The following is a 24644-nucleotide window of genomic DNA, read 5'->3' as shown; positions in this document are numbered from 1 at the left end:
CAAATATGGGTCCATACGTATACGGGTTTTTGGGCGGTTTTGATGCGCGATCCCTATTGCAATCCCCAAGCGCAGTCGCTACCATGCGGATGTAACCGTGAAAAGTCCGTTCAGTTGGGTCGGGAAGCTCGGCTGACGGTTCGAGAAATCGATTCGCGGGAACGGGAGTAACGCACCGTCTGAGCGGAAACTTGGCCAGTTTCCGCGTCAGGGATAGGCGTCATTTCGGCGTCGGGGCCTGACGGGAGCGGGGAATTGGAGACGTACGGTAGTTCACGAGTTGGGTATCGAGACCCGGTCTGCGTAAGGTCAGGACGCAGCCCGGGCTTCGCTGTTTCTGGGATCAGTGCGCCTGCTTTCCTGCGCGCGTGCGCGGTCCCCTGCTCGCACGACCGTATGCAGCGACTGATTCGGATTCGTGGCTCGAGTCGCGGTGATCCCGACTTGACGGACTCGAACAGCCGGGGAGGACCATAGCGATTGGATACGATCACATGAGTTCTCCAGGCAGACTGCAACGTCACAGCACGCAACACAGCACAAGGAACGGGAGGGGGCGCAGGGAAACGCCCCAGGGATTTAGAGGAGTGATTGGGATGTCGACAACAAGATCGGCGAATGTGGTGAGGACGCTCGGCGCATTTGTCATGATCCTGAGCCTGTTGACCTATGCCACCGGCGTCCAGGCGGCTGGAACGTCCAGCTCTGGCTCGGTCAAGGTCATGACGACCGATTCCACCGGCAACGCCGATGGCGGAACGGCAGGAACCGGCAGTTCTGGCGGGGCAACCGGCGGTAACGGCGGCGATGGGGCCAATGGCTCCGACGGCGGCGCTGGTATCGGCGGCGATGCCACGGCCAACGGCGGTGATGGCACCGGCGCCGGTGCGACCGGGGGCAGCGCCACTGGTGGCAACGGGGGTGACGCTGGCGGCGACACGACCGGCGGCGACACCACGGGCGGCAGCGTCAATGGTGGCGCGGCGAGTGGTGGAGCTGGCACAGGCGGAAGCGCGTCAGCCGGCGGAAATGCAACTGGTGGCAACGGAACTGGTGGTTCCGGCAGCAGCACCGTGAATGGCGGCAGTGTCACTGGTGGCGACGCGTCGGTCTCTGGCCCGCTCGCTGGTGGCGGCAATGTCATTTCGATCACGATTCCTTCCGCTGGCTCGGGCGGAACTGGCGGAGCCGGCGGCAATGGCGGCGATGCCGACAACAACTCGAACGCGAATGGCGGCGCCGGCGGAGCTGGCGGCAGTTTCGTTGCAAATGGCAGTGTCAACGGCGGTGGCAACACCGGTGGCTCGGTTTCCATTGGCAGCTTCATCGCGGGTAACGCGACGTCGAACATCAGCGGCGGTGGCAACACCGGCGGCAATGGTGTTGGCGGCAGCTCCACCAGCGGTTCGTCCACTGGTGGCCTTGGCGCGGGTGGAAATGCAGTTGGCGGCGATGCAGTTGGTGGCGGAACCAACGGCGGCAACACCATTGGTGGCGGCAATACGGCTGGCGACGGCGGAAATGCAACCGCTGGCACGGCCACCGGCGGCTCCGGCACAGGTGGCAACGGCGGCAACGCATCCGGCGGTGATGGCACCGGCGGCGAAGGCGGAGCGGGCGGCAGCGGCGGCGATGGCGGCGACGCCGAGTCGGGCGATGCGGCTGGTGGCGATGCCGGCAGCGGCAGCGCAGTTTCGGTCAACATCAATGGCCAGGATCCGATCCAGGCGCTTGGCGTCGGCGGCGACGGCGGCAACGGCACCTCGGCTGACAGCTATGGCGGTCAGGGCGGCGACGGCGGTCAGGCTGGCCTCGCGGCAGACGGCCTTGGCGGCAATGGCGTTGCGAATGGTGGCGATGGCACAGGCGCCACCGGCACGAGCGGCAGCGCGACTGGCGGCGAAGGCGCGGACGTGACCGGCGACACGACCGGTGGCGACACCATCGGCGGAGACGCGACCGGCGGCGCAGCGACATCTGGCGCCGGCACTGGTGGCGCCGGCAGCACGCCTGGTGTTGGCACAGGTGCAAACGGCAGGGGTGGCGACGCCTCGCAGACGCTGACAGGCGGCCCGGTTGTTGGCGGTGATGCCACTGAGAACCGCGAAGGCCTCGATCCGGACGATCCGTCCGTGGCCTATGGCGGCGACGTCTTTGCGCTCACCATTGGCTGCAACGTCCTGGGTTCCTTTGTCGGATATCCGGGCGGTGGCGACGGTGGCGCCGGCGGCAACGGCGGTGACGCCAACAACAATTCGAATGCGAATGGCGGCGCCGGCGGCGCTGGTGGCGCTGCGGCATGCGGTAGCACCGTCGGCGGTGGAAACATCGGCGGCGATGCGACGCACGGCGATACGATCGGTGGCAGCGCGGAACAGTCCATTACAGGCTATGGCAACACCGGCGGGAACGGCATCGGCGGCGATGGCACCGGTGGCGACTCCACCGGCGGCAACGGACGGTCCGGTGACACCGAAGGTGGCGCTGGCGGCACCGGCTCCACGAACGGCGGTACAACTCAGGGCGGCGGCAATACCAGCGGTGACGGTGGCGATGCTGTCGCTGGTGATGGCGCCGGCGGCAATGGCAACGGTGGAAATGGCGGCACCGCGGCGGCAGGCGACGGCACCGGCGGTAGCGCTGGCTCCGGCGGCAACGGCGGCGATGGTGGCAACGGCTCCAGCGGCGACGCCTTTGGTGGCGACGGTGGCAATGCCAACGCTGGCTCGCTGGTCGAGAACGCGGCCGATCCTGATGCAAACGCATGGGGTGGCAACGGTGGCGACGCCGAGAGCGGCGCGGTGACACCTGGTGATGGTGGCACTGGCGGCAATGGCGGCAATGGTGCTCTGGGCATTGGCGGCGATGCTGACGCCAATGGCGGCACTGGCACGGGCGCAACAGGTACCGGCGGCGATGCCGACGGTGCAGATGGCGGCGTGGCGGAAGGCACCGTTGAAGGTGGCCAGACACTTGGTGGTAACGGCACCGGCGGCGCTGGCGTGTCCGCCCCCGCGACGGGTGCTGCGGGCAACACCGGTGGCGATGGCGCCGGCGGCGCCGGCACTGGTGGCGCCTATGTCGAGACGATCACTGGTGGCGCGGTCACTGGTGGCACGGCGACGGCCGGCTATGTTTCCGGAGGCTCGTCCCTGTCGGTGACCATCGGTTGCACCACATTTGGTGGTGGCGGAGCCAGTGGCGCGGACGGCAGCTCGAATGCAGGCGACCCTGGTGCTGGTAATGGGTACGGAGTTGGCATCGGTGGCGACGGTGGCGCTGGCGGTGCGGCAAATTGCGGCAACACATACGGTGGCGACAACGGCGGCGTCGAAGAGATCGCCCCTGCCGAAGACGGGGACGAGATCGATGACTACTACGGCGCAACTGCCGGCAATGTGAATGCGGGCTATGCGTCGCAGACGATCACAACCGGCGGCAATACCGGCGGCAACGGCGAGGGCGGCGATGGCACCGGCGGCAACTCCACCGGCGGCAGCGCGACCTCGGGCAATGGTATTGGCGGCTACGGTATCGCCGGTTCGACCACGGGTGTCTCCTCGATCAGTGAGGGCAACACGGCCGGTGACGGCGGTGCGGCAAATGCTGGATCGGGCACCGGTGGCGTCGGAACGGGCGGCAACGGCGGCAACGCCTCCGGCGGAGACGCCGATGGCGGCAACGGCGGCAACGGCGGTAATGCCGGCAACGGCGGCGACGCAGCCAGTGGCGACACAAGCGGCGGTGACGGCGGCAATGCCGTCGCCGAGGCGACCGTCTCCAATTGGGGCGACGACTCGTATGCCGATGCGTACGGTGGCGACGGCGGCGATGGCTACAGCGGTCCGGCCGAAGGCGCTGATGGCTCCAAGGGCGGCAACGGCGGCTACGGCGGGGAAGCCGAGGGCGGCTATGGTCAGTCGAATGGCGGCAACGGTCTCGCCGGCACTGGCACTGGCGCCGACGCGGTCGGCGGCGAAGCTGGCGACGCGTTTGGCGACGTCGGCTCAGCTGACAACACCGTAACTGGTGGAGATGCAGATGGTGGCTCTGGCCATGGTGGTGCTGTTACCGCTGGAACAGTTGGTGCTGGTGGTTACGGCCAGGGCGGCACTGGAGTCGGCGGCAGCACTGGTGGAGTGACCGGGCTCACCGGCCCAGATGTCACTGGCGGCGATGCCACCGGCGGAGCCGAAGTGGTCCAGGGCGGCGTCGTAACCGGCACACTCGGCTGCTTCGCGGTCGGTGGCACTGGTGGTGATGGTGGCGCGGCGTCTCCTGACGTCGGCGCAGGCGTTGCTGGTAACTACTCCGTCGGCAACGGCGGTGATGGTGGCGCCGGCGGCGCTGCGAGCTGCGGCACCACCGATGGCGGCAGCAACAGCTCTGGCAATGCCAGCCTCGGCGATGTCAACGGTGGCAATGCCATCTCGAACGTAACGAACACTGGCAACACCGGCGGGAACGGCACGGGCGGCGACGCCACGGGCGGCAACTCGACCAGCGGTAGCGCGACCAGTGGCTACGGCGAAGGCGGCGGCGCGGCCAGCGGCAACACCACAGGCGGAACCCTCACAGGTGGTGGAAACGTTGCCGGTGACGGCGGCGAAAGCAACAGCGGCGACGGCAACGGTGGCAACGGTACCGGTGGCAGCGGCGGCGGCGCGGCGGCGGGCGATGCGTCCGGCGGCGACGGTGGCAATGCTGGCCATGGCGGCGACGGCGGCAGCGCTGAGACTGGCGATGCCGACGGTGGCGATGGTGGCGATGCTGCGGCCTACGCGCTCAGCGCAGGCACCGATCCGGTTGCAGTCGCGAATGGTGGCGATGGCGCCAATGGCTATAGCGGTTGGGCCGAAGGCGGCGCAGCCGGAACTGCCGGCAACGGTGGCAACGGTGGCGCTGGTGATGGCGGCAATGCGCAGGGCAATGGCGGCAATGGCACCGGTGCAAATGGCGCTGGAGCCGTGGGCCAGGGCGGCGACGGCGGCGATGCCAGCGGCGATGTCGATGGCGGTACTGCTACCGGAGGCGCAGCTATCGGCGGCGCTGGAACTGGCGGCGTGGCCACGGGCGGCAATTCCTCGGCTGGCGGCTACGCCGAAGGCGGCGACGCAACCGGCGGTCATGCGGCGGGAGCGCTCTCGTCCGCAGAGGGAATTTCGGTCCTTGGCGGCAACGCCACAGCTGGCACCGTTCTGACCGGTTCCACTGACGCAGCTGCTGTTCCGCTGATCGGTCCGATCATCCTCGAGCCGCTGGGTCTCGATCCAGTCAGTTCCATTCAAGGTACGGTTGGCTGCTTCGGCCTCGGCGGCAACGGCGGAGCCGGTGGCGATGCTTCTCAGGGCGTCGCGCCAGGCCTCGGCAACTTCTGGATCTCTGGCGGAAGCGATGCCAGTGGCGGTAACGGTGGAGCTGGCGGTTACGGCTACTGTGGAGACACCTATGGTGGAAACAACACCAGCGGTGACGCGACGGTGGGAGCAACCACGGCGGGTTCGGCTTCCCAGACGGTTGTCCTCGGTGAGAACACTGGCGGCAACGGCACTGGCGGCGATGCAACGGCTGGCAACTCCAATGCCGGCAACGCGACCGGCGGCAACGGCACGGGCGGCGACGCGCAGTCAGGCAGCACCGCTGGCGGCAATGTGGCTGGTGGTGGCAACGTCGCCGGTGACGGCGGCCAGGGCAACGGTGGCACCGCGAACAGCGGATCTGGCACCGGTGGCAATGGCGGCGCGGCGTCTGGTGGCGGCGGCTACGGTGGCGACGGTGGCGATGGCGGAAATGCTGGTGACGGCGGCTTCGCAGGCACTGGCGACGCTGGAGGCGGCGACGGCGGCAACGCCTTCGCCTCCGCCGAGTCGATTGGCAACGCGGGTATCTCCGAGGCCTACGCTGATGCAACCGATGGCGCCATTGGCGAAAGCGGTTGGGCAGTTGGCGGAACCGGCGGTAATGGCGGCACCGGTGGCAACGGCAACGACGGCACCGGTGGAACCGGCACATCTGATGGCGGTACCGGAATTGGCGCAGAAGCGCTTCCGGGCCGGGGCGACGGTGGTGACGGCGGCGATGCCGAGGGCGACGCGCTTGGTGGCACGACCACCGGTGGCGAAGCGACGGGCGCTGCTGGCGCCGGCGGAGCTGCTACCGGCGGAAACGCCGCTCTTGGCGGAAACGCCGATGGCGGTGAGGGCACTGGCGGCAACGCGATTGGCACGGTCTTCCTTCCGGGACAGACCGCGGGAACCGATGCCGACAATTCGGCCTTGGTCACTGAGACGGCGACATCGTGGAACCTCACCATTGGCTGCGGCACCCTGGAGTACTTCCTCGGCGGCGCCCTTGGCGGCGGCGATGGCGGAGCCGGTGGTGAAGGCGGCGCGGATGCCGGTATGTTCGGCGACATCTCCGGTGACAGCAATGCCATCGGCGGTAACGGCGGTAATGGCGGCAACGCGAATTGCGGCAGCGTCGATAACGGCGGCAACACCACGGGTGATAACTCGCTTGGCGATACCGTGAGCGGCAGCGTTTCGACGACCACGTCCAACACCGGCAACACCGGCGGCAATGGCGAAGGCAACGTCGCTGACGCTGGCGACTCGAACGGCGGAAATGGCGAGGGCGGCGATGCCGAGGGCGGTTCGGCCACAGCCGAGGAGTCGGCGGACGGCCAGGATGTCACTGGCGGTGGCAACACCGCCGGCGACGGCGGCGCCGCGACCGGCGCCACGGCAACAGCCGGCGACGGCACGGGCGGCTCTGGCGGCCCGGCGGCTGGCGGCGATGGCACCGCGGGTAGCGGCGGCGACGCCGGCAGCGGCGGCAACGGTGGCGCGGCCATCAGTGGCGACGCCTACGGCGGAGACGGTGGCAACGCCCAGGTCTTCTCGACCTCGAGCGATGGCTCCGACGTCGATCCGATCATCATCGGCCTCTGCGCCGACGACGTCGACTTCCTCTGTGGCAAGGGCCAGGTCGAGGGCGATTGCGCCGGCCTGTGCAAGGGCCCGATCGAAGGCGACTGCACCGGCATCTGCAAGGGTGAGGTCGAGGGCGTCTGCACCGGCATCTGCCTGACCGGTCACGGCGGTGGTGGACACCACGGCGATGGCGGCCATCATGGCGGCGGCGACGGTGGATGGAATGGCGGCGGCCACGGTGGTGGCGGCGGCTGGTGGCACGACAAGGGCTGGGGCGGCAAGAGCTTTGCCGGCGGCGGCTCGAGCGCGGCCACGGTCCAGAAGACCATCAAGGCCCTGCCGACCACTGGCGCTGGCGACAGCGCGGGAGGATCGAGCGAGCTGATGCTCCTCGGCGTGGTGGCGATGCTGGGCATCGCCGGCGCCGGGCTTCGCAAGCGGGTCGCATAGTCTGCAACGAACCGGCCCCGCACCAGTGGGGCCGGACGAAGACAGCAACGCAAACGAGGGTTCCGGAATGACCGGAACCCTCGTTTCACGTTTGCGGACGGCGCCAGACGATCGATGCGGATTCGATTTCTCCCGCCGACCTGGCGAAATCCCACTTTCGAGGGCTGCGTTCCAATCGTTGGCCGGGTACACTGATTCTCAGGAATCTCGATGTCGTCGCTACCGTGATGTAGATGGGAGAAGTGTCATGGCAACGCTCTTCGCGATTGTGTACCCAACCAAGGATCAGGCCACCAGCGCCTTCGATCAGGCCAAAGCGCTCGAGAACGCTGGATACATGCGGATCATGGAACAGGCGCTCGTGAGCAAGGATGACTCCGGCGAGATCAAGGTTGGCGATGAGAAGCACCCGGTGCTCAAGGGCGCCGGGATCGGCGCGGTCGTCGGAGTGCTCACCGGCGCCATCTTCCTCATCCCGGTTGCCGGGTTGGCGCTCGGCGCCGCCGTTGGCGGCCTGCTTGGCCGGCATGGCAAGAGCGGCGCGGAAGAGGACTTCAAGCAGTTCCAGCAATCGGTCATCAATGAGCTTCAACCAGGCGGCGGGGCCATCTTGCTGCTGATCCAGACCGACGCGCCCGACCGCGTCGTCAATGACCTCGGTCATTTTGGCGGCAAACTGATGTCGTACGATCTCTCGGACAAGCAGCTCGAGCAGCTCCAGAAGGAGATCGACAAGCTCTCCGCTCAATAGCCCATTCTGGCGTGTCAGAAACCCGAGGCGTCGCCAAACGGCGGCGCCTCGCTTTCTTGCGCGTTCTGGGAGATAGATTCTGCCCGGCTTGCTAGACTCCCGCAACGGCTTTGTGGAACCGCAACGGGAGTTTGCATCATGCCGACCCAGCCAGGTCCGATCACCGGCAATGTCTGGAAGGACCAGGAGCTCGTCACCACCTTCCTCACTGGCGTCCGTGCAGCGCTGCCAAACGCTGCCGATCAACTCGATGTCATGCTCCGCGTGCTTTCATCCACTGGCCGGCCCATCGAGCGAGTACTCGACTTGGGCAGCGGTTCGGGCGTTCTCGCCGGGGCCATTCTCGATCGGTTTCCCGACGTCGAACTCCTCCTGGCCGACTTTTCCCAGCCTATGCTCGATGCGGCTCGGGCCCGCTTTGCATCACCGCCCCATATGTTGCGGATGGTCGACTTTTCTCTCCCGAGTTGGGTGGATGACGTGCGCGATCGGGCGCCGTTCGATGCTGTTGTTTCAGGATTCGCCATTCATCATCAGCCGGACGGGAGCAAGCGGCGGATCTATGCCGAGATCTACGATCTGCTTGCCCCTGGCGCGCCGTTCATTCACATCGAGCATGTCTCCTCGGCGTCTCCCTGGATAGAGCATCAATTCAACGAGCTGCTCATCGACCGCATGTACGCATACGACCAGCAGATCGGTGGCGGCCGCACGCGCGAGCAGGTGGCGCACGACTACGTCTATCGACCCGACAAGGATGCCAACATCCTGGCCCCGCTCGAAACCCAGTTGAGCTGGCTACGGCAGCTTGGCTATGCCGATGTCGATTGCCTGTTCAAGGTCTACGAGCTCTGCCTCTTCATGGGACGCAAACCAACTGATCCAGGGGGAACCGAACCGTGCCGCTAACCGATCGAACGCGAGCCGACGCGCTCGAAATGCTCCGCACTGCTGAAGGGGACATTTCCGCCACCGATCGCTCGCTCATTCGCGCGCTGTTGGAAGAACGCGCCGACCCGGGATCGCCGCATCTCTCGACCGGTGTGCATGCCCCTGTGCAGATCTGGCGTGATTCCCGCGGCGTTCCGCATATCCGCGCGTCCAACGTCCACGACGTCATGCTCGCCCACGGATACGTGCAAGCGCAGGACCGCCTCTGGCAACTCGACTATCTGCGCCGCCAGGCGATCGGGCGCCTGTGCGAGCTCTTCGGCGAGTCGAAGCTTGCCGAGGACCGTATCGCCCATACCCTGCGCATTCCGAAGATCGCACGGGATATCTACGAAACGTCGTCCGTCGAGAGCCGCGCTGCGCTCGATGCCTTTGCCCGCGGTGTGAATGCGTTCATGGCGGAAGCGCTCGCCTCACCGAACCAGTTGCCGATCGAGTTCGATCTCTTGGACTACCGTCCGGAACCCTGGTCCGCGGTCGATTCGCTTGCGATTTTCCGCCGCTGGCATTGGTACCTCACCGGTCGACTCAATGTGCTCTCGACGCCGGAGGCGGTTCGCGCCGGTATTGGTGATGGCGATCGCTACCGCGCCTTTTTCGCGCCCGATGGTCCGTTGCGCTACATCGTCCCGACAGGAAGCTACGTGCCCACACCGCGCTGGCCGGACCTTCCCCGGGATCCGATGACCGAATCGTTCTGGGGCCAGACCCTGGGCGAAGGCAGCAACAACTGGGCCGTCTCATCTGCCCTCTCGTCCAGCGGCAACGCGCTGCTCGCCTCCGATCCGCACGTCTACTACACCGTGCCCGCCGACTGGTACGAAGTTCATCTCAGTTCGCCCGAGTTCGAGTGCTTTGGCACAACCTATCCAGGGCAACCGGGTTTGCTCTACGGGCGCGGCTCGGGCGGCGTCTCCTGGGGCATCACCAACAATATCTGCCTGCTGCGCGATCTCTATGTGGTCGAATCCAGCGACGACGTTTCCATCGTGCCCCCGGTCGACATTGCCATCAAGGGACAGGCCCCATATCGGCATGTCGATCGTTCGGTTGGGGATCGCCCCATCGTCGATCATTTCCTTCCGGAAGCCGCCCTGCCGCACGCACTGCATCCCGACCGTTACCCAGCACCAACGTCGCTCGCGCTCGACTGGGTTGGATTCCGACCGTCCGACGAAACGAAGTCGATGCTCGATTTCGCAACTGCTCGCACGGTCGATGAAGCCCGCGACGCGTTGCGCACCTGGGGCTGCCCGACCTTCAATCTCGTTTTCGCCGATACGAATGGCGACGTGGCCTATCAAACCAGCGGGTTCCTGCCGCTGCGGGGCCGCGAGATGCGCGGATATCGCTCATTGCATGAACCAGCTGATGAATGGACCGGGTTCATTCCCTTCGACGGGTTACCATCGCTCGTGCGCCCGGAACGCGGCTGGGTCGTCACCGCAAACAATCCCACCGCGCCCCCCGATTTCCCCTATCCGCTGTTTGGCACGTGGGCGCCGGAGGACCGCGCCGGACGCGCCGAGGATTTGATCCAGTCGACCAATCAGCATACGGTGCACGGCTTCGAGCAATTCCAGAACGATGTCTATTCCGGCCGCGCGCAACGCGGGCTTTCGGGACTGCTCGATGCCATGGTCGATGTGGAAGACGCCACAACCCGCGCGATCCTCGCGCGCTTCCATGGTTGGGACTTCCGGCTTACCACCGAGAGCGTTGCGGCCTCGATCTTCTATGTCTTTTTTTGGCGGTGGCACCAAACGGTCATTGCGTATCGATTTCCCGAGCAACTGATTCCGCTTGTGCGTGATGCCGGTTGGGGATTGAGCAGCGACTTGCTGCACCGCAACGTGGCCGATTGGTTCACCGATGAGGACGCGCGCCTCGTTGCGGTCCGGAAGGCGTTCGCCGAGGCCGTGGACTGGCTCACCGAGCAACGGGGCCCCGATCCCGCCGCCTGGGCCTGGGGAACGATCCATCGGCTCGGCGCGGTGCATCCCGCTGCCAGCACCCCGCTCCAGCACGAGTTTCTCGACATCTCGGTCGAAGCCTGTCCCGGCGGCGCGGGCACGTTGGCGAATGCCTTCTACACACCACCAGGCACGTTCGACACCAGAATGGGCGCGTCCTATCGCATGGTCGTGGATATGGGAAAGGACGGAGCGTTCCGTTCGATCACCTGGCCCGGCCAATCCGGTCATCCCGGCAGTCCGCACTACGCCGATCAAGCCGCCGATCATGTTGCCGGGCGCTACGTCGACCTGGAACGTGATTGGTCCGCTATCGAATCGACCGCGACATTGCGCACCGTCTTGACCCCGAACTAGGAGACTCCGATGCTCGACCCAACCTGGACCAAGAGCCGGCAAGATCGCCTTCGCGCGCTCATGGAGCGTGAGCGACTCGATCTGCTCTACCTATCCGACCAGCGGGACATTCTCTACGCCACCGGTCAGTTGTTGAATCTGCCAGATGCTGCCGGGAGCTTCCCGGCGCTTTTCGCGCTGGCGGCCGATGGCAGCTCGTGGCTCGTCAGCCACACCATGGAAGGCGACGCGCTGTCGACACAGCGCTTCGCATACGAACCCGCGCTCTCCGCCACCATGAACCCCGATCCTCTGGCGCGCCTGAATGCCGTCGTGGCCGCAGTCGTCGCTGGTGGATCGTTTCCGAAACGGGTCGGCTTTCAGGCAGAGTCGCTCCCCTGGTTGCTGCAGGACACGATCGCGCGCGTGCAACGTCCGGGCGAGTGGGTTGCCATCGACTCCCAGCTGCAGGCGATCCAGGCAATCAAGGACCCGGACGAGCTTGACTTGATGCGCGGCGCCATCCGGTGTTCCGCGGCCGCCTACGCAGCCGCGCGTGAGATCATCCGTCCCGGTGTGAACGAACTCGAGGTGCGCGAAGCTGGTCACCGCGCAGCGGTGCTCGCGGCGGGCGAGATCGTTTTCCACAATGGCGACTACTGTTCCGGTCTTCCTGGCGGTTTTGCGCGAGATCGGCGTATCGAGGCCGGCGAGCTGCATATCATCGATGCCTGGAGCTGCTACCGCGGTTATTGGTCAGATCTCAGCCGTGTCTTTGCCGTCTCCGAACCGACCCCGCTGCAGACTGAGATACATGACTGGATCGCTGAGGTGCTGCGCGGCGTGCAGGACGAAATCCGCCCTGGCGTCGACGGAACCGAGATCTGGTCGTGGCTGGATGCGCGCCTACGCGAGCATCCGCACTTGCGAAAGAACGGCCTTCGCGGACATGGCGGCCACTCCATTGGCACCCGGGCTCACGAGCAACCGGACATCAATCGCGAGCGGGGCGGGCGTATCGAAGCCGGCATGGTGCTTTGCGTCGAACCGAGCGGCTATTCCCCGAGCTGAACGCCGGAATCCGCCTCGAGAACCAGTTCCTCGTTACCGAGTCCGGCGCAGAACTCCTGAGCGACATTCCGTTGCGTTTGTGATGCCGATGAAGTAGAGTCAAGAGTGGGATATTCCCACCAGTTCTGGCGTCATCAAGCCAGCAAGGGGAGTCATTCGAATGTCTCTACAAGCAACAAGGGTTGATTCGAAGGGGCGCATTGTGCTGCCCAAGGAAACGCGGTCCGAACTCGGACTCGAACCGGGTGACATCCTCTTCATCGATACAGATGGAGCACGACGTGTCATCTATATGGCAAAGCCGGACAATCCGCTTGACATGCTAGCGGTCGCCGCACTTTCTGAAGACAGTGCTGGTGAAACTATCGACCTGGACGACGCGCTTTCGGTTCTGGACGAAGTCGAAGCCGATGCCGATGTCGCCTGAGTCGTATCGAGTTGGGTTGACGAAAGCCGCTCTGAAGGATCTCAAGGCGTATCGAGGCGATGCGAGCATTGTGAAGTCACGGCTGGATGTCCTCAAGGTCGACCCATTGGCTGGGCACGCCTTGACAGGCTCGCTTGCGGGCGTGCGTTCGCTCGCGTTCTCTTTGCGAGGAAGCGGTCAACACCGGGCGCTCTACATCTTTCGTGAGCTGACCGGCAAGAGCATCGTGTTCCTGATTGGGCCTCACGAGAACATCTACGCAAGAGGAGAGCGTCGGCTAAAGTTGCTCGACCTTGACTATCTCGACCTGGATTCATGACAGAATGACACTCACAGAAACGCTCATCGAGCTCATGGAAATAGCCGCTCCCACCGGGCAGGAAGAGCCGGTGCTTGCCTGGTGCCGGGAGAAGTGGGCTGCGGCCGGGGCGGATGTTTCCGTTCAGCCGATCGGGAATGTTCTGGGCCGCATCCGGGGAGATGGCCCAAGATTGCTCATCCAGGGCCACGCGGATGAGATCGGTTTTGTCGTCAAGTCGATCGACGAGCGTGGATTCATCTGGCTCACCGACGGTCAGGCCGGTAGCCGCAATTTCGCCGAGCGTTATCCGGTCGGCAAACCTGCCCTGATCGTGGCGCGCAATGCCCGCATCGACGGAGTGTTCGGCGCGCCAACCGGGCACATTCTCTCCACCAAGTCCGACCGAAGCAAGACACCATCCGAAGACGACATCTTTGTCGACATTGGTGTCGACTCTCGAGAAGAAGCTGAGGCGCTCGGTGTCCACGTCGGCGCAGGTGTCATTTGGAACTCACCCACCCGCTGGCTCGGCAAGCGTCTCTATGGAAAGGCGATCGACGATCGTGTCTCGCTCGCGTTGATGACGCATTTGCTCTCTGATGTGGCGCATGTAGATTTTCGCTATGACATCACGGTGGCGGCCACTATCCAGGAGGAAATCGGACTCATCGGCGCCCTATCGCTGGGCCAGGCCGGTCCGTTCGATCTCGCCATTGCTATCGACAATGGCCCTATTGCCGACTACCCCGGCACCAGCCTGAGAGAGATGCCCGTGCAACTCGGGAAGGGACCCACTCTTGTCTACAAAGACTCGTGGGCCCACTACGATCGACGTATCATCGATCAGCTCATCGATGTGGCCGATGCGAACGGAATTTCGATCCAGCGCTCGATCTACCCCGGGTTCGGTTCCGACGGAGCCTCGCTCATCCGCACTGGCATTCCGTCCGCGCTCCTCGCCGTCTCCACGCGCTACACCCATTCGGCCTTCGAAATGCTGGACGAGCGCGACCTCACCGGTGCGTTCGACCTCCTGCGGGCCTTTGTCACCAGCGACCCGATTCCGTTGCCACTCGGGCCGTCGTAGCCGGGAAACGTCGATGTCGATCTCGCGCCGAAGTGGCGTGCGTCGGTTCGCTCGACGTGGAGTCTGCGCGTTTGGCTTTCTGCGGGTCGGTCCGCTTGACATCTTGCCGTTGACTCGGTCAGGATGGCCGTCATCGTACGGCGATTCGTTTCGGTCGCCGCAGTTGCAATGACGCAATCGAAGAGAAAGGGCATCATGGCTGATCCAATTCGCGCGAAAGGCGTTATCGCCCGCACCCCCGGGGCGCCGGGCGAAGTCGAAGAGTTCCTCGTTCCGCATCCCGGTCCCGGCGAAGCGCTGGTGCGCATCCTCGCCAGTGGCGTTTGCCACACCGATCTCTCGGCCAAGAACGGCGTCTTTGGCACCGACTACTTCCCGTTCCTGTTGGGGCACGAAGGGAGCGGCATCGTCGAAGAGGTTGGCGAAGGTGTCACCAGTGTGAAGGAAGGCGACTACGTCATCCTCGCCTGGCGCGCCCCATGCGGGCTCTGTCGCTTCTGTCAGGTTGGCAAGCCGCACCTCTGCTCCGCCAGCCTGAACGCGACCCAGAAAATGACCACGCTCGATGGCGAGGAGCTCACGCCAATTCTCGGCATTGGCACGTTCTGCACGCATACCCTCGTCCACTCCCGCCAGTGCGTGCCGATCGAAGACGGGCTGCCGCCCGAGCAGATGAGTCTCATCGGTTGCGGCGTCATGACCGGTGTGGGCGCGGCGCTCTATTCAGCCAAAGTCGAGCCGGGACAATCGGTTGCAGTGATCGGCTGCGGCGGAGTGGGCCAGTCGGTCATCATGGGCGCCAAACTTGCCGGCGCCACGACCATCATCGCGGTCGATATCGATCCCAAGAAACTCGATTGGGCCACGGAGTTCGGCGCGACGCACACCGTGAATCCGCTCGACGGCGACCCGGTGGCCGCTATCAAGGAGATCACCGGTGGCAACGGTGTCAACGCTTCCTTCGAAGCGGTCGGTAAGCCGCAAACCATCGAAACTGCCATCTGGGCGCGCGATCTGGCCGGCACGTGCGTGATCATCGGTGTGGCCGACCAGCAAGCGTCCTATGACCTGCCGATCGCCAAATTCTTCGATCTTGGCGGATCGTTGCGCATTTCCTGGTATGGCGACTGCCTCCCCACCCGTGACTTCCCGCTGCTCTCACAGTGGTACGCCCAGGGGCAGCTCGATCTCGATCGCGTCGTCACTCGCGTCATTACCCTGGACGAGACGGAAGAAGCCTTCCATGCCATGGAGCGTGGTGAAACCCTGCGCAGCGTGATCAGACTCTAGCTGCCACAGTGGAGCGCCTCGCCCGGGCAACCGGTGCGGGGCGCTTTTTCTATCTATTGACAACTCGCAACGGAGAGCGGCCATCTCACTCTCCGGAAACCGACTGGACACTCCGGGACGGCCCACCGCCACTCCGCGCGGTCCCACCGTTGGAACGCTGGGCTAGACCCCTCTGCAATCACGCGGATTCCGTATTCCCTGGCACGATCGAGGATTCCGCCCCAGCGAGGAATGGGAGCGCCCGTACGGTCTCGATCGAGCGTCCCCAACAGTTTGCCGGTCCAGGTCAGAACGCGGAAACTGACGGAGCCACCCACTTGACATAGTTCCCGGACGACTTCATGCTGGAGTCTATCGACCACTACGTGATTGGAATTCCGGATGTCGCAACGTCATCCAGTCGCCAGGCGCGTTCGAGCTCCAACACCGCTCTGGCGCGACACTGACATTGCCAAGCCGCTCACATCGCTCCCGCTTCCGCTCACATCATTTGTCGGGCGCGAGGGAGACGCGGTGGCGATCGGTTCGCTTCTGAACCGCACTGACATACGGTTGGTGACCCTAACCGGACCAGGCGGGGTGGGGAAGACACGTCTGGCCCTCCGTGTGGCAGAGGAGTGGCAGGCGGAATTCGTCGACGGTGCCGTTTTCGTGCCGCTTGCCGATGTGCGCGACCCCGACCGAGTGCCGATCGTCGTCGCGGAGGCGCTTGGCGTATATGGTCGGGATGCCAGAGATCCTGCCATCGCAGTGGAACGGTTTCTCGCCGATCGAACGTTCCTGCTCATACTCGACAACTTCGAGCACTTGTTGGAAGCTGCTCCGCGCTTGACCCAGTGGCTGACGCAATGCCGCTGGCTCACGATCCTGGTTACGAGCAGATTCCAACTGCACATCACGGGCGAGCACGAGATCGTTGTCCAACCTTTGCCGGTTCCCGAGGTGGCAACAGGAACTTCATTCGAGGGGTTGCAGGCAAATCCCTCGGTGGAACTGTTTGTGGCTCGCGCACGAGCCGCGCGTGTCGATTTCGCCTTGTCTCCGGGGAACGCCCCGGCGGTGGCCGCGATCTGCGCGCAGCTGGAGGGGCTGCCGCTGGCAATCGAGCTTGCCGCGGCGCACATGTCACATCTGGGACCAGGCGATCTTCTCGAACGACTGCGCCGCGGACTCCCTGTGCTCGTGGACGGTCCTGATGACCAACAGGAGCGCAGGCGGTCGCTCGATCGCGCAATTGCCTGGAGCTTCGATCTCCTGTCCTGCAACGAGCAGACGCTCTTGCAGCGCCTCTCTGTTTTCGCCGGTGGATTCGATCTCGAGGCGGCTGAGGCCGTGGCAGCAGATGGCGGCGACATTCTCGATTGCCTGGGATCGCTTGTCCACAAGAGCTTCCTGACGACTCATGAAGTTGGAGGATTCTCTCGCTACACCATGCTGGAATCGATTCGCGCGTTCGCTGCCACACGCCTGGAGGCCAGCGGCGAGGCGGAGATCATGCGGCAACGCCATGCGCGCTATTTCGTCGATCTTGCGGAACTGGAGGATGAGGCAATCTGGGGAGGACCAAGGCACCGGCTTGCCCTCGACCGGCTCGAGAACGATATCTCGAATTGCAGAGCCGCGCTCCACTCTCTGGAGAAGGCCGGCGATGGCGCATCGCTCATGCGGCTTGCGGCCGCGCTGGGCGGGGTGTGGCACTACCGCAGCCACTGGCAAGAGGGGAGAATCTGGCTCGAAAAGGGTTTGTTCCTTGGAGGGGACTCTGTGCCGGCGGCGCGTGCCACAGCGTTGGTGAAGCTCACGATCCTGACACGAGATCTTGGAGAGGAGCCGGATCCAGCGTGGGCGTCCGAGGCCGTGCAGATCCGAAGGGCCATTCGTGATGACCGTGCGCTCGGGAGGGCGCTGAACCTCTCGGCAGCGCTCATAGCGCCAGACGATGTCGACCAGAAGCTCTCGGTGCTGGCAGAGGCAGAGTTTTTCAGCCGAAGGTCGAACAACGCAACCGGGATTGCCTGGGTTCACTACGGCCGCGCGCACTTGCGACGATGGGCAGGCGATCTGGATGGCGCGTGCGACCTGATGCGGGAATCGCTTGCGTGGTTCCGGAAGGATCAATTCTTCTTCGGCGCGTCAGTTGCCCTCCTCGACTTCGCCAAATTCGAGCTCGAGCGTGGAAACTCCTTTCGGGCGGTGGAGCACTATCGTGAGATGTTGGGGCTCTGGGAGGAGACGCGCAGCAAGGAACTGCTGGTCGCCGCCGTCGCCAGCATCGCCGAATTCCTGCGGGTCTGCGACCAACGGGACGCGGCCGTTACCCTGCTTTCGGCGCTCGACACCCTGGGACAGTCTGCGCGGCTAGCTGCGGCTCCGCGAGATCTCGATCAGGCTGCGCGCACCCTGGATCACCTGCGTGCGAGCTCCAGTGACGAGCAGTTTGCCAGGGCCTGGCAGCTGGGATCTGGTCTGGGCGTAGCGGATCTGATAGACCGCTGCGGATCATTCCTTGCCGCAGTCGGCGAGTTTCCTGCCCCTGTGCCGACTCCTGATCCAGAAGGCCTGACAGCCCGGGAGATCGATGTCATTCGGCTGCTGGCTTCTGGCAAGACAAACCGGGAGATCGCGAGCGCGCTCTTCATTGGCGAAAGCACCGTTATCAGCCACGTCCGCAGCATCCTGTCCAAGCTCGGAGTCAGCTCGCGCACCGCTGCTGCAGCGTGGGCGATTCACCATGGGTACGGCCAGTCTCTCTGAAGGTTCCTCCCAAAAATTGGGGACTCGCCAATATTGACTCGTTCGGAGAATCCGCAATTCTGGGGCGGACAGACTATTCCCTGAGTCGCACGATGGATGTGCGGCCCCACGGGAATTGCTGCCGGGACCGCTCGGGGCAACGGTTGCCCTGAACGCAGTCAGGGCGTTTCGCGCCAGGGAGTCTCATATGCGTTCGAAACGACGTCTTGTGGTGGCCGCTCTTGTCATTCCGATGCTCGCATTACTGATTGGGTCGGGGGTTGGAGTGCTTGCCCGAAGCATGCAACCACCACCCGATGCAGAACCGGGCTCCGTAGGGTTCCAGGGGGCGATCCTCGCAGCGATCGATACCTCGGTTGCGCCAGGTTTCCAACTGCAATTGGCACGGTCGGTCTTCGAACCGGGGGCCTATGTGACGAGCCACATCCATCCAACGGCCATCGTGGTCTGCGTGGAATCAGGCGCGCTCGGGTTTGCCCTCCAACACGGTTCGGGCACGGTGACGCGAGCGGCCATGGCCGGTACGCCAACGACCACCGAACAACTCTTGCCGGGAAATGACATCGAGCTTCAGCCAAACGATTGTGTTTCTTTCGATCACTTCGTCGAACACACGTCGCATACCGGCTGGAACAACAGTGATGGCGAAACCGTGTTGATCGAAGCGCGGCTCGTGAAGACCGACGAGCAGTTCACGACCTTCATCAACGCGGAAGGCACACCCGTCGCTCCCTGATCGAAACTCGGCGTCAACGTCCGTTCTGCTCCCAGGAATTGGGAGCGGAACGGAACTGCACGAACGCACCGGTGTGAAACAGCTGCAGTCGCAAGAGCCGGATATCAAGATGAGGGATGTCGAGCGAAAAGTGACGGAAATGCGTGTGTTGCATCGGCCTCCAGCCATTCAGCGTTCGTTCGAGGCGCCCGTTCACGAACTTGCGCCTTTTCCGATTCCTCGACTGCCCTTGCCATTGACCTCGTTCGTGGGGCGTGCGAGGGAACTCACCATCGTTGGCGCCCTGCTGAATCGAACCGATGTACGGTTGGTGACCCTGACCGGACCAGGCGGGGTGGGGAAGACACGTCTGGCCCTCCGTGTGGCAGAGGAGTGGCAGGCGGAGTTCACAGATGGGGTCGCGTATGTGCCCCTTGCGGATGAGCGCGATCCCGACCGGTTGGCTGCCGTTGTCGCCGAGTCGATTGGCGGTTTCGGCCAGACGACCGGAGACCCCGCCGATGCGGTCGAGTCCTATCTTGCCAGCCGTGCCTACCTCCTGATCCTCGACAACTTCGAGCACCTGCTCGAAGCGGCGCCCGTGCTGGCGCGATGGCTCTCGCATTGCCCTTGGCTCACCATATTGGTCACCAGTCGATTTTGCTTGCGCGTCAGCGGCGAGCATGAAGTCGCCATCCGCCCGCTTCCCCTTCCGGTAGCAGAAACGGACTGTTCGCTCGCGGCCCTGCGCGCTGTCCCATCTGTCCAGCTCTTTCTGGAGCGCGCGCAAGCCGCGCGTTCCGATTTCGCCCTGAACCCAGCGAATGCCGCAGCGATTGCGGCTCTCTGCTCGCGCCTCGAAGGACTCCCGCTCGCCATCGAGTTGGCGGCCGCACGCATGTCTCACATGGGACCGGGTGATCTCCTGGAACGGCTGGGCGGCAGATTGCCATTGCTCATGGACGGACCACACGATCAACCCGATCGCCTTCGCTCGCTCGAGCGGGCGATCGCGTGGAGTTTCGATCTCCTCACCACCTCGGAGCAGATCTTGTTGCAACAACTGTCTGTCTTCGCCGGTGGGTTCGATCTCGACGCCGCAGAGGCAGTGGCAGGTATCGGTTCCGGGACAATCGACGGCATCGCCTCTCTGGTCAACAAGAGCTTCCTCGAAGCACAGGAGGCCAAAGGTGTCTCCCGCTACACCATGCTGGAGTCGATCCGGGAGTTCGCGGCATTGCGGCTGGACGCGGCGGCGGACACAAACTCGATCAGGGATCGACACGCAGCGTATTTCGTCGAGCTCGCCGAACGCGAAGACGTTTCGATCTGGGGTGGCCATGGACATCGGCAATCGCTGGATCGGCTCGAACGTGATCTCGCAAACATGCGAGTTGCACTGGCGTGGCTCGATGCGTCGGGCAGCGGACCGGCCCTTCTGCGGCTCGCCGCGGCCCTGAGTGGGATTTGGCACTATCGCAGTCACTGGAGAGAAGCGCGCGTGTGGCTGAACAAGGGACTGCTCATGGGGGGAGCATCGGCTCCCAGGGCACGCGCCATCGCGCTCGCCAAGCTGACCGTTCTCGATCGTGACCTGTTGGAAGGTCCCGATGCTGCCAAAGCAGCTGAGGCGGTCGATATCTTTCGCGCAATCGAAGATGAGCGTGGAGTGGGGAGATCGCTTCTTCTGGCATCTACGCTCGTTGCATCGGACGATGTCGGGAGACAGCTCGCGCTTCTCGAAGCATCCGAGTTCCACTCGACCCGGGCTCGGAGCCCGACCAGTTTGGGATGGGTGCAGCTCGGGTACGCGAGTTTGCATCGCCGTACCGGTGATCTCTCTCGCGCGCGTGAGCATATGCGGGAGGCGGTAGCCTGCTTCCGGCAGGATGAGTTTCTGTTCGGCATCACGTGCGCGCTCATCGAGCTGGCAGTCATCGAAAGCAAGCTGGGGAATCGGCATTGCGCAGCCAATCTCTTCAGAGAAGCTATCGGGCTTTGGCCAGAAACGCGCAGCAAGGAACTGCTGTTCAATGCAATGAGCCGCATCGCCGAGTTCGCGTTTGTTGCCGGGCAGATGGAAGCGGCAGTTTCGCTGCTTTCGTCACTCGATGCACTCGGTCAATCTGCGAGTCTGCAAGCATCTCCCATAGTCTTGGAACGCGCCGATCACCTGCGCGCGCAGGTCATCACCCAACTCGGTGAAGATCGATTCGCGGCCGCCTGGGCAGGTGGGCGTCAAGCAACAGTCGATCGCTTGATTACTGGTGCGATGGATCTGCTTGCATCGATTGGCACAGCGGCGTCGGCCGGCGAGCGACCGCTTGGTGGCCTGACCGAACGCGAAGGCGACGTCATTCGCCTGTTGTCGCAAGGGAAGTCCAACCGCGAAATCGCCGCCGAACTCTCGATCAGTGAGTCCACGGCCATCAGCCATGTACGGAACATCTTGTCCAAACTTGGGGTCAGCTCCCGCACTGCCGCGGCCGCCTGGGCAATCCGGCATGGGTTCGATCAACCGCTCTGACGCGCATCTCACCCGAAATGGGGAGACCGCCACTCCTGCGCAAATCCTCAGTTCTGACGCTGACAACCGAGCTCCCGGAACGCACGATGACGTCACGGTTCCTGACGGAACCAGGCGAGGCCAGACGGCCCGCATGGCCATCACCGCGCGATACACCAGGGAGGTTCCAATGCGCCAGCTACGAGGCTCGAAGAGCGTCTTGCTCGTCGTTCCTATCCTTGCAATGCTCGTGCTAACCAATTTCGCTGTCCTTGCGCAGGGCGGTCCCCCTCCGCCGGATGCCGCGCCCGGTTCGGTAGGATTCCAGGGCGCGCTATTGGCGGCCATCGATACATCGGTTGCTCCGGGATACCGGTTGCAGCTTGCAGAATCGGTGTTCGAACCGGGCGCCTACGTCACGAGTCACGTTCATCCGACCGCCATCGTCGTCTGCGTGCAGTCCGGCGCGCTCGGCTTTGCGCTGCAACATGGCTCGGCGATGGTGACTCGCTTCGCGCTCGCACCCAAACCCCCCGCGGCCGACCCGCTGCTGGCCGATTCCGACATCGTTCAGCAACAGCTCTTGCCGGGAACGGACATCGTGCTCGAGCCGAGAGATTGTGTTGCGTTCGATCATTTCGCCGCGCCAACATCGCATACCGGGTGGAATCTCAGCGACGGCCCCACCGTGTTGATCGAAGCACGGCTCGTCAAGACCGACGAGCAGTTCACCACCTTCATCGACGATCAGGGGAACCCCATTGCCGCGAAGCCTCCCGTGCGAACAGGAAAGGCTGTGTTCCTCGATGAGTAGGTCGGCTCGAACAGCCGCGGAGAAGTGGGCGATATCTGCCCACTTCTTCGCTTTTGACATATTCCGGGGTCTGTTACATACTTCACAATGGCTTGAGAAACGGTGTTTCTCGGCTTTCGGCTGAATTGCCGCGCGGCTCCCGTATCGAGTCGGACCGGCTCAGTCATCCCCAGGAGCGCGAAGTTCTTCGCGCGACAGTACGCCATTGATTCCCGAAACGTATGCAGCGCCGGGATCGTCGAGCCGTACTGACTGGCTCACGATTTTGTCATGCCTTGTTTTGCGCTGCACGCCCAAAGGAACAGAACCAGTTGACTTCTACCCAATTCGCCGATCCGGTGGTGATCGAGGCTGCGCCTTCGTTCGCCTCCTACCGTATCGGCCCACAAACGCTTCGTGCCCTGGAAAAGATGGGCATCGAAACCCCGACCCCGATCCAGGCGCAAGCCGTTCCCGCACTTCTCGATGGACATGATGTCATTGGCCAGGCCCGCACCGGATCTGGCAAGACGCTCGCTTTTGGTATTCCCGCGCTCGAACTGGTCGATCCATCGATCAAGGCCGTGCAGGTGCTGGTGCTGACCCCGACGCGAGAACTCGCCACCCAGGTGGCCGAGGTTTTCGAGAAGTTGAGCGATGGCCGCGGCATCACGGTCGGTCTGCTTTTCGGTGGCCGCGCGGCCGGGCCGCAACGCATGATGTTGCGCCAGGGCGCGCACGTGATCGTCGGTACCCCGGGCCGTGTGCTGGACATGCTGAACCAGGGCGCGCTCTGGCTCGACAAGGTGCGCTACCTTGTGCTCGATGAAGCCGACGAAATGCTCGACCGTGGTTTTGCGCCCGATGTCGAGCGGATTCTTGGCCGCACCACATCGGCTCGGCAGACTGCGCTCTTCTCCGCCACCGTGCCGGAATGGGTGCGCAAGACGGCCGACCGGCATCTGAACGATCCCATCGAAGTGACCGTCGATCCCGGCCCGGAGAATATCGCTCCAGTGCCGCACACCGCCTATGACGTTCCCAATGACGACAAGATGGCTGTGCTGAAGGAACTGCTCGATCAGCAGGGAGAAGGCTCGATCATCGTCTTTGGCCGCACCAAGCATGGGGTCAAGAAGCTCGCGCGTCAGCTGCAGGCCGCCGGTTATCCGGTTGCCGCGCTGCAGGGCAATCTCTCCCAGAACGCGCGAGACGAGGTGATGGACAACTTCCGTAATGGACGTGTCCGCATCCTGTTGGCCACCAACGTAGCCGCCCGTGGGCTCGATATCTCACATGTCGAGCAGGTCATCAACATGGAGTTGCCGGAATCGCCCCAGTTGCTGACGCACCGTGTTGGCCGCACCGGCCGCATGGGACGTCAGGGACAAGCGATTACCTTGCTCAGCAAGGAAGACGGCGCCAAGTGGCGTCAGTTGGAGCGAGGTCTGGGGCGCAAAATCGACCGCAAACCCTGGCCGGGCGCGATCGACGCGCTGGCTGATACCGGCGAGGCGATCCCAACCGAGATGGCGGAGCACCACCAACCGCCGCATAAGCCGGCCAGCCACGATCATGCCATCGTCGCGCATGGCGAGGGGCGTCGGCGCGCTCCGCGCCCGGCACGCACCGAGCCAAAAGCCGCTACGTGGGACGGCAATCCGCTTCCCTTCTCGGTAGCTGGTGACAGTGTTCGTCCCAGCCAACCGGCGGCCGCGCATGGCAACCGTCGGGAGGACGGGCAGCGATCTCGCCGCAACCGTCCGGAGCCGAACGGCAACCGCAAGGATCCAGTGACTGTCGAAGTCGAGGTCGATGGCAATCGCTGGGACTACGACTCTCGCGCCGAGCGGGATCGTCGCCGCCAGTCGCGCAATGGCATTCGCCCGATCGCGCCGGTGCTCTATTCCAACCGTTCGGTTCACGAGTCGCCCAGCGCGCAGGATCGGCCGCGCCGCGAGCCAACGTCGCAGCGCTCATCGCGAACTGAGTCCAATGGTCAGGGCAACGGCTCCGGCCGCTCCCAGAACAATCGCCGTGTCGCCCCTGCCGGTAGCGACTCCAACCAGCGATTCGATATCGAATGCGCGGCCTGCGGTGTCGCCACGTCGGTGCCGTTCAAGCCCGATTCGGGCCGCCCGGTCTACTGCCGCGATTGCTACAACGCCATGCGCCCCGAAAGCGCCGGCCGTAGCCGATCGAATCGCGGCCGCCAATCGCAGGAATCTCGCCAGGCGCAGTCCGCGTAGACTCGCAACCAACCAGGTCGCCATGGCTCCGGTATTCGCCGGAGCCATGTTTTCTTCG

Annotated in this window: 14 protein-coding genes; all 14 read left to right on the top strand. The window is 64.1% G+C overall.

Annotation, left to right across the window (positions count from 1 at the left end; all coding sequences use genetic code 11):
* The first annotated feature begins 596 nt into the window (after positions 1-596).
* On the top strand, positions 597-7382 hold the full coding sequence (locus tag R2855_07325; protein ID MEZ4530829.1) for a hypothetical protein: 6786 nt from the start codon (positions 597-599) through the stop codon (positions 7380-7382).
* Between the two features lie 247 nt (positions 7383-7629).
* A complete protein-coding gene (locus R2855_07320; GenBank protein ID MEZ4530828.1) occupies positions 7630-8133 on the top strand; it encodes a DUF1269 domain-containing protein in 504 nt (167 codons plus the stop codon).
* A gap of 138 nt (positions 8134-8271) precedes the next feature.
* On the top strand, positions 8272-9042 hold the full coding sequence (locus tag R2855_07315; GenBank protein MEZ4530827.1) for a class I SAM-dependent methyltransferase: 771 nt from the start codon (positions 8272-8274) through the stop codon (positions 9040-9042).
* Entirely contained in the window at positions 9033-11414 is a 2382-nt protein-coding gene (locus R2855_07310) for a penicillin acylase family protein (GenBank protein ID MEZ4530826.1), read from the top strand. The genes R2855_07315 and R2855_07310 overlap by 10 nt, the downstream gene beginning before the upstream one ends.
* Before the next feature lie 9 nt (positions 11415-11423).
* A complete protein-coding gene (locus R2855_07305) occupies positions 11424-12464 on the top strand; it encodes a M24 family metallopeptidase (GenBank protein MEZ4530825.1) in 1041 nt (346 codons plus the stop codon).
* Positions 12465-12624: 160 nt separating this feature from the next.
* Positions 12625-12891, top strand: coding sequence for an AbrB/MazE/SpoVT family DNA-binding domain-containing protein (locus tag R2855_07300; GenBank protein ID MEZ4530824.1), 267 nt, complete (start codon positions 12625-12627; stop codon positions 12889-12891).
* A 16-nt stretch (positions 12892-12907) separates the two neighbouring features.
* Positions 12908-13210, top strand: coding sequence for a type II toxin-antitoxin system RelE/ParE family toxin (locus R2855_07295; GenBank protein MEZ4530823.1), 303 nt, complete (start codon positions 12908-12910; stop codon positions 13208-13210).
* 4 nt (positions 13211-13214) lie between these two features.
* Positions 13215-14279 carry a M20/M25/M40 family metallo-hydrolase gene (locus tag R2855_07290; protein ID MEZ4530822.1) on the top strand — a complete coding sequence of 355 codons (1065 nt, stop codon included), beginning with the start codon at positions 13215-13217 and terminating at the stop codon, positions 14277-14279.
* A 195-nt stretch (positions 14280-14474) separates the two neighbouring features.
* A complete protein-coding gene (locus R2855_07285) occupies positions 14475-15569 on the top strand; it encodes a zinc-binding dehydrogenase (GenBank protein MEZ4530821.1) in 1095 nt (364 codons plus the stop codon).
* A 381-nt stretch (positions 15570-15950) separates the two neighbouring features.
* Positions 15951-18323, top strand: coding sequence for a LuxR C-terminal-related transcriptional regulator (locus R2855_07280; protein MEZ4530820.1), 2373 nt, complete (start codon positions 15951-15953; stop codon positions 18321-18323).
* A 187-nt stretch (positions 18324-18510) separates the two neighbouring features.
* The gene (locus tag R2855_07275) at positions 18511-19059 is read left to right on the top strand and encodes a hypothetical protein (GenBank protein MEZ4530819.1); all 549 of its coding nucleotides are present in this window, start codon (positions 18511-18513) and stop codon (positions 19057-19059) included.
* A gap of 73 nt (positions 19060-19132) precedes the next feature.
* Positions 19133-21565, top strand: coding sequence for a LuxR C-terminal-related transcriptional regulator (locus R2855_07270; GenBank protein MEZ4530818.1), 2433 nt, complete (start codon positions 19133-19135; stop codon positions 21563-21565).
* 169 nt (positions 21566-21734) lie between these two features.
* On the top strand, positions 21735-22358 hold the full coding sequence (locus R2855_07265; protein MEZ4530817.1) for a hypothetical protein: 624 nt from the start codon (positions 21735-21737) through the stop codon (positions 22356-22358).
* Between the two features lie 311 nt (positions 22359-22669).
* Positions 22670-24586, top strand: a complete 1917-nt coding sequence (locus R2855_07260) for a DEAD/DEAH box helicase (GenBank protein MEZ4530816.1) — start codon at positions 22670-22672, stop codon at positions 24584-24586.
* The last annotated feature ends 58 nt before the right edge of the window (positions 24587-24644 follow it).

This window comes from Thermomicrobiales bacterium (assembly GCA_041390825.1).
GTDB lineage: Bacteria > Chloroflexota > Chloroflexia > Thermomicrobiales > UBA6265 > JAMLHN01.
This window is presented reverse-complemented; position numbering and strand designations above follow the sequence as displayed.